General features: G+C 61.5%; 8 protein-coding genes. All 8 read left to right on the forward strand.

What is annotated here, in order from left to right:
* Positions 1 to 591: 591 nt before the first annotated feature.
* The 8 genes from AC1DLT_RS30155 (at position 592) to AC1DLT_RS30190 (ending at position 10,067) form a co-directional block, all read left to right on the forward strand.
* Positions 592 to 1,740 carry an acyltransferase family protein gene (locus tag AC1DLT_RS30155; protein WP_477483447.1) on the forward strand — a complete coding sequence of 383 codons (1,149 nt, stop codon included), beginning with the start codon at positions 592 to 594 and terminating at the stop codon, positions 1,738 to 1,740.
* Positions 1,741 to 1,743: 3 nt separating this feature from the next.
* Entirely contained in the window at positions 1,744 to 2,559 is an 816-nt protein-coding gene (gene exoK / locus AC1DLT_RS30160; protein WP_477489157.1) for an endo-1,3-1,4-beta-glycanase ExoK, read from the forward strand.
* A 20-nt stretch (positions 2,560 to 2,579) separates the two neighbouring features.
* Complete coding sequence (locus tag AC1DLT_RS30165) at positions 2,580 to 3,788, forward strand: glycosyltransferase (protein ID WP_477489158.1); 1,209 nt, start codon at positions 2,580 to 2,582, stop codon at positions 3,786 to 3,788.
* Between the two features lie 8 nt (positions 3,789 to 3,796).
* Positions 3,797 to 4,807 (forward strand): glycosyltransferase family 2 protein, encoded by a 1,011-nt coding sequence (locus AC1DLT_RS30170; protein ID WP_477489159.1) that lies wholly within the window; start codon positions 3,797 to 3,799, stop codon positions 4,805 to 4,807.
* The gene (locus tag AC1DLT_RS30175) at positions 4,807 to 5,736 is read left to right on the forward strand and encodes a glycosyltransferase family 2 protein (RefSeq protein WP_477489160.1); all 930 of its coding nucleotides are present in this window, start codon (positions 4,807 to 4,809) and stop codon (positions 5,734 to 5,736) included. Before AC1DLT_RS30170 ends, AC1DLT_RS30175 begins: the two co-directional genes overlap by 1 nt.
* Complete coding sequence (locus AC1DLT_RS30180) at positions 5,733 to 6,704, forward strand: glycosyltransferase family 2 protein (protein WP_477489161.1); 972 nt, start codon at positions 5,733 to 5,735, stop codon at positions 6,702 to 6,704. Before AC1DLT_RS30175 ends, AC1DLT_RS30180 begins: the two co-directional genes overlap by 4 nt.
* A 45-nt stretch (positions 6,705 to 6,749) precedes the next feature.
* A complete protein-coding gene (locus tag AC1DLT_RS30185; RefSeq protein ID WP_247033099.1) occupies positions 6,750 to 7,655 on the forward strand; it encodes a UTP--glucose-1-phosphate uridylyltransferase in 906 nt (301 codons plus the stop codon).
* A gap of 75 nt (positions 7,656 to 7,730) precedes the next feature.
* Complete coding sequence (locus AC1DLT_RS30190; RefSeq protein ID WP_477489162.1) at positions 7,731 to 10,067, forward strand: polysaccharide biosynthesis tyrosine autokinase; 2,337 nt, start codon at positions 7,731 to 7,733, stop codon at positions 10,065 to 10,067.
* The last annotated feature ends 195 nt before the right edge of the window (positions 10,068 to 10,262 follow it).

A 10,262-nucleotide genomic window follows, 5' to 3' on the forward strand; every position in this document is an offset into this window, starting at 1 on the left:
CGCTCACTCTTATGTGGTTTTTGGCAGCGATCGCCGAGCCGTCCCGCACGTCTTTGCGGAGAGGTTAATGAACTCCTACCGGGAGCGGGCGGGGCGGAGTTTGCCGGGCGATCACTTCATCGGGGCCATTTCTGATGCCCGAATACGCGCAGTTTCATGGAGCGTTCTCGAACTCGTCCGGCGACTCGGATTGAGCAGCGCAGCCGGTGTCCCTTTCGTTTGATTGTGTCGCAGATTTGCCTTTATTTCGCCACATTACGGGACCGCCTCGACGTAAAGAGGTATCCAGATACAAACGCATTAGCCGTTTTGGTCTATTGCAAAAAGATTTTTTTGTGCTGCTGCGGTGCAGCATTGCCCTGGCTCCAAGATGCCGTGAATCCTTGAAAATCATAAGCCCAAGGAGCGGCAGCGGGCCGCCGGAGGGGCGCCTCCTCGTGCCCTTCCCATTCCGCTACAAGCTCCTTTTTTGCTGCGCCGCCACATTTTGTGCCAAACTCGGCACGATCCTTTTTGGGTGACTGCGGGCTCAAGTCTGCTCTGATTGAAACGGTAGTGGCGGGGAGGCACTGCCCAAAAAGGGTGACTCGTTTGACTGTCGATCCAAATATATCCTCCCGTATCAATTTGATGCGCATCCTGCTGATCTCCGGCATTCTCTTCGTCCATGTGCCGCATGATCCCGACACCAGCCCGTTCCTCGGGCTGAATGGTTTGTTCGATTGGCTCAGGGTTTTCCTCGGGGATAGCCTGTTCCGCATTGGCGTACCCTGCCTCAGCGCGATTTCCGGCTATCTACTGTTCCAGCGGGGTTGGGAGACGTTCAACTATTCCAAGACGCTTCGCTCCAAGGCGAAGACCGTCCTCTTGCCTTTCCTGTTGTGGAACCTCGGTCTGCTTGGAGCCATGTTCGTCATCCAACGCGTCGACATGGGCGTTGGATATTTTCCCGATCTCTGGAACATCTCGACGCGCGAACTCCTAAGTAACGCGTTCGCGACGGAAGGCTTGCCGATCAATATTCCGCTCTACTTCCTGCGCGACCTGATCGTCTGCATCCTGCTGTCGCCGATCCTTGCCGTGCTGGTGCGGCGTTTTCCGGCAGCGACGCTCGGCGTTCTGTTCCTGCTGGCGATCACCCCCATGCTGACGGTCGGCATCGTGCTGAAGAAATCGATCCTGTTCAGCTTCACCCTCGGCATCTTCCTGGCGCTCTACCAGGTGGACCTCAAGTCCGCGGACCGGTTTGCGGGACCGGGTACGGCGGTGATGCTTGCCGCCGCGGTGCTGTTGTCCATCGGCCTCTACTGGACCGGCCCGGATTTCCCCTGGCCTCTCGACATGGCGCGCAACGCGCTTTCGATCCTTGGAGCCGGTGGTTTCTGGCTGATGTCGGCGATCGTCATCCGTTCCTGGATCGGTCAGCGGCTGGCTGCCACCGGAAGCCTGAGCTTCTGGATGTTCTGCGCCCATTATCCGCTGCTCGTCCTGATGTGGATGGTGTGGAACCGCGTGGCAGGCGACGACCTTTACCCGCTCTTCTACGGCGTCGCCGCCGTTGCAAGCTTCGTCATCCTTTTTGTCAGCAACCGCCTCGTCTCGCACAGAATGCGCGGTCTCTACGAGGTGTTGACCGGCAGCCGCGGTCGCAAGGCCAAGCTTCTGGCCGCCACCAAATCCCACCCACTCGCCGAGGCTTCCGGTCCCGGCGAACCCGCAATAACGCAACAGCACAGGTGAAACATGACGGCCAAGGCCAGACAGATTCAACTAACCTGCCAGGTTATCATCGCTGCAGCGGTGTCTGGACTTCTCTCGCCCGCAGCACAGGCCCAGCAGGCTAACGCGGGCAAGTCCTTCGTGGAAAACTTCGACGGACTCAACCGTTCCTTCTGGTACGTCTCGGACGGCTGGAACAACGGCAAGCATCAGAATTGCAACTGGTCGAAGAAACAGGTGAAGGTCGAGGGCGGTACTCTGCAGCTCGGCTTTGCGCAGGACAAGACCGGTGCGCAAGACAAGGCCAGCGACCGCGACTTCGCCTGCGGCGAAATCCAGACCAATGCGCGTTTCGGCTATGGCACCTATGAGGTGCGGATGAAATCCGCATCGGGCTCAGGGCTCAATTCGGCGTTCTTCACCTATATCGGCCCGACCGACAAGAAACCGCATGACGAGATCGACTTCGAAGTGCTCGGCAAGAATACCGGCCAAGTTCAGGTCAACCAGTATGTTTCCGCCAAGGGCAATAACGAAAAGCTGGTGCCGGTCGCCGGCGGTGCGGACCAGGGCTTCAACGACTATGCCTTCATCTGGGAGGAAAACCGCCTCCGTTACTTCGTGAACGGCAAGCTCGTTCAAGAAGTAACGGACAAGGCGAAGATACCGCAGAACCCTCAGAAGATTTTTCTCAGTCTCTGGGGCACCGACACGCTCAAGCAGTGGATGGGCGCATTTTCCTACACTCAGCCGACCTCGATGATCGTCGACCGGGTCGCTTTTACCGCGCTCGGCGAGCCCTGCCGCTTTCCTGAATCCGTGCTCTGCACGCTCGGCTGAGCCGCCTCGGCGGCTCGACAATGGAGTTGGACGATTTGACGTTGAACGTTCTCTATCTCGCGCATGACATGGCCGACGCGGCTATCCGGCGGCGCGTGCTGACCTTGAAGGCCGGTGGCGCGAGCGTCACCGTCGCCGGCTTCGAGCGCGGCGCGAACGTGCTTGCCGAGGAGCGGGATGTGACGACCGTTTCACTCGGGCAGACGGCGGACGGGCGTTTTGCGCAGCGCATCGGAGCGGTTCTTGCCGCCCGCATGAGGCTGAAGCGGACGTTGGCTGATATCGCTGTGCCCGACGTCATCATCGCTCGCAATCTGGAGACGCTGGCGCTTGCCGGACGTGCCGCGTCCATGTTCAGCCGCCGGGTTCCGGTCGTCTACGAATGCCTCGATATTCACCGCCTGCTTCTCGACGAGGGGATGAAGGGCCGTCTGGTGCGCCAGGCGCAGCGGTTCTTCGGTCGCCGGGCGAGCCTACTGATCACCAGCTCCCCGGCTTTCGTGGAAAATTTCTTCAAACCGCGTTCCGGCCTCGACCTGCCGGTTCTGCTTCTGGAAAACAAGGTGCTTGCCCTCAAGCCAGAACTGGTTTCCGGGCCGCTCCAGCCCCGTCCGCCGGAACCGGGCAAACCCTGGCGGATCGGCTGGTTCGGAGCGATCCGCTGCCGCAAGTCGCTCGGTATGCTGATCGATTTTGCGGCCCGCATGGACGGCAAGGTTGAGATCGTATTACGCGGCCGCCCCGCCTACAGCGAATTCGACGATTTCGATGCGGCGGTCGCGGCTGCCCCGCATGTGGAGTTCCACGGTGCCTACCGCAATCCGGAGGATCTCGCTGCGATCTACGGCGACGTGCAGTTCACTTGGGCGATCGATTTCTTCGAGGAGGGGCTGAATTCCAGCTGGCTGCTGCCGAACCGCCTTTACGAAGGCGGGCTTTACGGAGCGGTGCCGATCGCGCTTGCCGGCACGGAGACCGGCCGTTTCGTCGGCAAGCGAGGCATCGGTCTGGTGCGCAATCACGTGACGGGGGAGACCCTCGAAACGCTGTTCAACGAGATGACGGAAGCGCGCTACGTCGACCTTTTTTCCCGGCTTGCGGCCGTCGAGCGCTGTCAGTGGGTGACCGGACCGGCGGAATGCCGCGCTCTTGTTTCGCGGCTCGCCGCCCTACATCCCAACGTCCCGTCGCCGGCCGAAATGCCGGCCGTTTCAACCGTACAATCGTGAGGTGGAGTATGGTTTTGCGTTCTCACTCCAATGCCCAGATGTCCGAAATCCGGACGCTTCTGGTGATCCCATGCCTCAACGAAGCGGCGACGATCGCGCCGTTGCTGCATAAGCTGAACGGCCAGCGCGGCGACATGGACATGCTGATCGTTGTCGCCGACGGCGGCAGCCAGGACGGCACGCCGGACATCGTCCAGGACCTTATTCCGGAAATCCGCGACCTCGTGCTGATCGGAAACCGCAAGCGCATCCAGAGTGCAGCCATCAACCTCGCCGTCGACCGTTTCGGCGAGGATCGCGACTTTCTCATCCGCATCGACGCGCATGGGGATTATCCGGACGATTACTGCCGGACGCTTCTGCAGGAGGCCGTCGAAATGGACGCCGACTCCGTCGTCGTCGGCATGGAGACGATCGGCTTCGGCACTTTCCAGAAGGCAACTGCGGTGGCGCAGAACTCGAAGCTCGGAAACGGCGGTTCGAAACATCGCGCCGGCGGCGGCGGCGAGTGGGTCGATCATGGCCACCACGCGCTGATGCGGATTTCGGCCTTCCGGGCCGTTGGCGGCTATGACGAGAGTTTCAGTCACAACGAGGATGCGGAACTGGACTTCCGGCTGCGCGCGGGCGCTTTCCGCATTTGGATGACCGGCAAGACCTACATGACCTATTATCCGCGTTCGACCGCCTCGGCGCTGTTCCGGCAATATCTCGCCTATGGCCGGGGCCGGGCGAAGAACCTCGTCAAGCATCGTACCATTCCGAAGCTCCGGCAAGCGATCCCGCTTGCAGTCGCGCCGGTCGTCGTCGCTGCGCTGCTTGCACTCCTCTATTGGTGGGCGGCGGTGCCGATGGTCGTCTGGGCCGCGGCCTGCATCGGTTACGGCTTCTGGCTCGCGGTGGGGCAGAAGAACCCTTACGGCCCGCTTGCCTCGCTTTCGGCGATGATCATGCATTTCGCCTGGTCGGCCGGCTTTTGGCTGGAGCTGATCGGCATCCGGCCACGGAGGATCGCTTGATGACGGCAGAGGAAAAGCCGGTCCGCATCGATATCGGCATCTGCACTTATCGGCGGCCGGAGCTGGCCGAGACGCTGATTTCGCTCTTCGAGATTGCCGTCCCGGCAGGCGCGGAATTGCGCCTGATCGTTGCCGATAACGACGCGAGCCCGAGCGCAAGCGGGCTGGTGGATGGTTTGCGGGCGCGTTCGCCGTTCCCGATCCGCTATGTGCATTGCCCGAAGTCGAATATCTCGATCGCCCGCAATGCCTGCCTTGCCGAAAGCGATGCGGACTACCTCGCCTTCATCGACGACGACGAGACAGCGGAACCTGAATGGTTGGCCGGACTGATGGCGATGGCGAGGAACACGGGGGCGGACGCCGTTCTCGGGCCGGTCCGAGCCGTCTACGGATCGCAAAGCGCCAGCTGGATGCGCAATGGCGATTTCCACTCGACGATGCCTGTCTGGGTCGGCGGGCAGATCAGGACCGGTTATACCTGTAACGTCCTCCTCCATTTGCGCTCACCGGTCGTCGCAGGCCGCAGGTTTGCGCTCTCGCTCGGCCAAAGCGGCGGCGAGGATACGCATTTCTTCACCGCTTTGACCGATGCCGGCGGGCGGATCGAATTTGCGCCGGATGCGGTGATCGAGGAACTGGTACCCGAAAAGCGGGCAAGCTTTTCCTGGCTTGCCAAGCGCCGTTTCCGCTCCGGACAGACACATGGACGCATTCTCGCCGCCAAGAACTCCGGTCTCGGCCGCCTCAAGCAGACCGGTCTCGCGATGCTGAAGCTCGGTTATTGCCTGGCGGTGACGGTGGCAACCATTGCCTCGCCGGTTACCCGCGTTCGCTACGCCCTTCGTGCGGCACTCCATGCCGGCGCCGTCACGGGCACGCTCGGCGTCCGAGAGATCCGCCAATACGGAGCCGCCGAAGCCACATGACGATGCATGATCTGCAGGCCCCGGATTTCCAGCCCGACGTGAGCTTCGTGATTGCGGCTTATAACGCCGAGGAGACGCTTGCGCGTGCGATCGACAGCGCCCTTGCGCAAATCGGCGTGACCCTCGAAGTGGTCGTCGTCGACGATTGCTCGACCGATGGGACGCGAGCAATTGCGGAGGCTTATTCGGATCACCGCGTCAGGCTGATCGCCCAGGCGACAAATGGCGGGCCGGCCGCCGCACGCAATGCCGGACTTGCCGCGGCAAGGGGCCGTTGGGTCGCGATCCTCGATTCCGACGACTCGATTTACCCTACCAGGCTTTTGACCATGCTGGAGCGGGCCGAGAACGCGCGGGCGCAGATCGTCGTCGACAATCTCGACGTCATCCCGTTCGATGCCGGCGAGCCCTATGAGATGTTCTCCAAGGAGGCGCTCAGGCAGCGGTCGATGATGACGCTTTCCGATTTCATCGGCTCGAACGTGATTTTCCAATCGACCTTCAACTTCGGCTACATGAAGCCGATTTTCGAACGCGCATTTCTCGTCGAGCACGGGCTGCGCTTCGACGAGGCGCTGCGGGTCGGCGAGGACTACCTGCTGCTTGCTTCCGCCCTGGCGAGCGGCGCGCGATGCGCGATCGTGCCGGAGATCGGATATGTCTATCACCTGCGTCAGGGTTCGATCTCGCGCGTTCTGGAGCAGAGCCATCTGGATGCGATGCTGGCCTCCGACAGCGCTTTTCTCGCCCGCTATAAGCTCGATGCGAAGGCCTCGGCTGCCCAACGCAGGCGCACCCGCAGCATCCTTGAAGCGGGTTCATTTCTCACGCTCGTCGACGAAATCAAGAAAGGTTCCGTCGGCGGCTTCCTGAAAACGGCAATCGAAAACCCACGTGCGCTCCGACTTCTGCGCATGCCGATCGCCGTTCGCATGCGTCGGCTGGTGAAAACGGCCGACGTCAACTGAAAATCCGATCAATAGGGCGGGGGCGCCCTCAGAAAGGACGAAGGAATGGACATGAAAAGACCAGTTCGAAAGGCGGTGATACCCGTCGCAGGCAACGGCACTCGGTTCCTGCCGGCCACCAAGGCCATGCCGAAGGAGATGTTGACGATCGTCGATCGGCCCGTCGTTCAATATGCGGTCGACGAGGCCATGCAGGCGGGAATCGAGAACATCATTTTCGTGACCAGCCGCAACAAAACCGCGATCGAGGACTATTTCGACAGCGCGCCGGAGCTCGTCGCGACGCTGACCCGTTCCGGCAAGACAGTGCAGGTTACCCAGCTCGAAAAGATGCTGCCGGTCGCCGGCACCGTCAGCTATACGCGCCAGCAGGTGCCGCTAGGACTTGGTCATGCGGTCTGGTGCGCCCGCGAACTGGTGGGCAACGAACCCTTCGCACTGCTTCTGCCCGACATGGTCTCCTACGGTTCGCAGGGTTGCATGGCGGGGCTGATGGATCTCTATGAAGAAGTCGGCGGCAATGTCTTCGCGGTCGAGGAATGCGCACCCGAAGAGACGTCGAGCTACGGCATCGTGGGGGTCGGCCACAGCGTGCCGCACGGTTTCGAGGTGACGGAAATGGTCGAAAAGCCGAAACCTGCCGAGGCGCCGTCCAATTATTACCTGAATGGGCGCTATATTCTGCAGCCGGAAATCTTCGAACTGCTGGCCCGGCAGGAACGCGGCGCCGGCAACGAAATTCAGCTGACGGACAGCATGCACAAGCTTGCGCAGGTCCAGCCGTTCCATGCGCATCCCTATCAGGGACGCACATTCGATTGCGGCAGCAAGCGCGGCTTCATCGAGGCGAATGTCGCCTTCGCCATGCTTCGCCAGGACATGGGGGCCGAGATTTACGCCTCCATCAAGGAATTGCTGATGTCGCACGAAACGCGGGTCAAGGCCGCCTGACGCGCATTCAAGTCATACGAGGCGGATGGCGGCGGTTCCGCCATCCGTCCCCCAAAGCTCCAGAAAGCGAGCCCTATGGATCAGGTAAACTTCAGACCGAGAACGATATTCCCGAGCGAAACGCGGGATCACGACACATTCATCGATCTCGATAAGCTCTGGGCAGCTGCGATCCGTCGTTCGGGCGTCATCGTCGTGTGCCTCGTTGTGACGGTTGTCCTTGCCGGGGTTTACCTCGTGATGGCGCAGCCGATTTATACTGCGCTGACGCAGATACTGATCGATGATAACCTTTCGCGTTACGCAGACGACCCTCAGGACAGTCAGACGGCCCAGCAGATCGACAATCGCATGTCGAGTGCCGTCGAGATTCTGAAATCCAAGGCCTTGGCGGTAAGGGTGGTCGACAAGGCCAAGCTCGACCAGAACGAGGCGGTGGTCAACCCGCCGCAGTCGCCCGTCGATCTTGCCAAGGGCGCCATCCGCAGTGTCGTTGCGCTTCTGACGCCCGGCAGCCCACCGCCTTCCGAGGAGAATGTCAGGATGGGCCGGGTCGAAAAAGCGGCGGCCGTTCTGCAGCAATCGCTGACTGTGGAGCGTGTCGGCCGCAGCTCGGTGATCGCTCTGTCCATTCGTTCGCCAGACCCGCAGCTTGCCGCGATGATCACGCGGACCTATGCGGAATCCTATCTGACCGAACAGCTGAACGCCAATTTCGACGCGACGGAGCGGGCTTCGCTCTGGCTGCAGGAACGGTTGAACGACCTCAACACCCGCTCGCAGCAGGCCTCGCTTGCCGTCGAGCAATTCAAGACCCAACACGGTCTGGTTTCGCCGCGCGGCGAACTCCTGTCGACGCAGCAGCTTTCGGATCTCAACAGCCAGCTGATCGTCGCCCAGGCCGATGCGGCAACCGCTTCGGCACGTTACAACCAATATCAGGCGATCATCGACAAGGGGCCTGACGCGGCCGTTCAGAACGCAGTCGTTTCGGCTCGCGATACGGACAACACGGTCATTCAGGACCTCCGCAAGCGGTATATCAACATTTCCGACCGCGAGCAGGGCATCATCCAGCAGTTCGGCGCAAACCATCCGCAGGCGGTCGCGCTCAAGACGGAAAAGAGCGAACTCGCGCAGCAGATTTATCGCGAGCTGCAGCAGTTGACCGGCAGCTTCCGCAACGTGTTCGAAGTGGCGAGTTCGCGCGAAAAATCGCTGCGTGAGAGCATCGACCGGGTTGCGGGCCGCAATTCGGAGGCGAATGTCTCGATGGTCCAGCTGCGCGAACTGGAGCAGAAGGCAGCGGCGCTGAAGACGCTCTACGAATCCTTCCTCGGTCGTTTCGAAGAGGCAACACAACGGCAATCCTTCCCGATCGCCAAGGCTCGCGTGATCTCTGACGCTGGCCTGCCGACTGCCCCGTCCAGCCCGCGCAAGACGCTGACCATGGCGCTCTCCGTCGTGCTTGGCCTGCTGATCGGCGGCGCGGCGGCAACGCTCTTGGAATTCCGCGAGCGGTTCTTCCGGACCGGCGACGATGTGCAGGAGAAGCTTGGCCTGCGCTTCCTCGGCTACCTGCCGAAGGTCAGCGGCGCCTTCGCGGAGGACGCGCCGCCACCGCCACCAACTGAGGCCGAGGCGGCCGGAGCGCCTCCCGGCAACCCGATCTCGTTCCGCCGATTGATGCGGGTCGCGGTGGAGGCGCCGCGGTCTCAATTCGCCGAGACGCTGCGCAACGCAAAGCTTGCCTGCGATATCATGCTGCAGGAGCGGAAGTGCCGGGTGATCGGCGTGGTCTCCTGCCTGCCGGGCGAAGGCAAATCGATGGTCGCCGCCAATTTCGCCGGACTGATCGCCTCGACGGGCGTTCGAACCCTGGTGATCGACGCCGACCTGCGTAATCCGGGTCTCAGCCGCATGCTGGCCTCGGAGCCGGAAGTCGGACTGGTCGAAGTGGTGCTCCAGCAGACGCCATGGACCAATGCCGCGCGTGTCGACCGCCGGTCGCGCCTGACGATCCTGCCGATGACGACGCGTAGCAAGCAGCTTGCCCATACGAGCGAACTCCTCGCTTCTTCCGGCATGAGCCACTTCCTCGAAAGCATCAAGGATACGTTCGACGTCATCGTCGTCGACCTGGCGCCGCTCCTCCCGGTTATTGATGCCAAGGCCTTCGAGCCCTATGTCGATGGTTTCGTCTTCGTCACCGAATGGGGCGTGACGCCGGCGAAGGCGGTGCAGTCGGTGATCCGGTCCGAGCCGCAGATCGCTTCGAAAACGGTGGGCGTGATCCTCAACAAGACAGAGATGTCGGAGCTGCACCGATATGCGGATCCGGGCGCGCCGGAGCGGCTGCACAGCAGCTACGTCTCTTATTACAAGGACGGTTCGGCCTCCGCGCCCCGCTGACCTGTAATCCAGCTGACCTATAATTCGAGGGGCGGTTTTTACCGCCCCTTCAGACTGCTGACAAACCCCTGGCGTGGTCCGGGGGTTTGTGATTCATTGGGACATGTTGAAGAAACCTACCCCTTGCCAGACGGCTCTTGAGATGGTGACGCTCGAGGGTCTGGTGCCGAAGGATCACCTGCTTCGCAAGATTGA

It is taken from the genome of Neorhizobium sp. 05N33, from assembly GCF_056397445.1.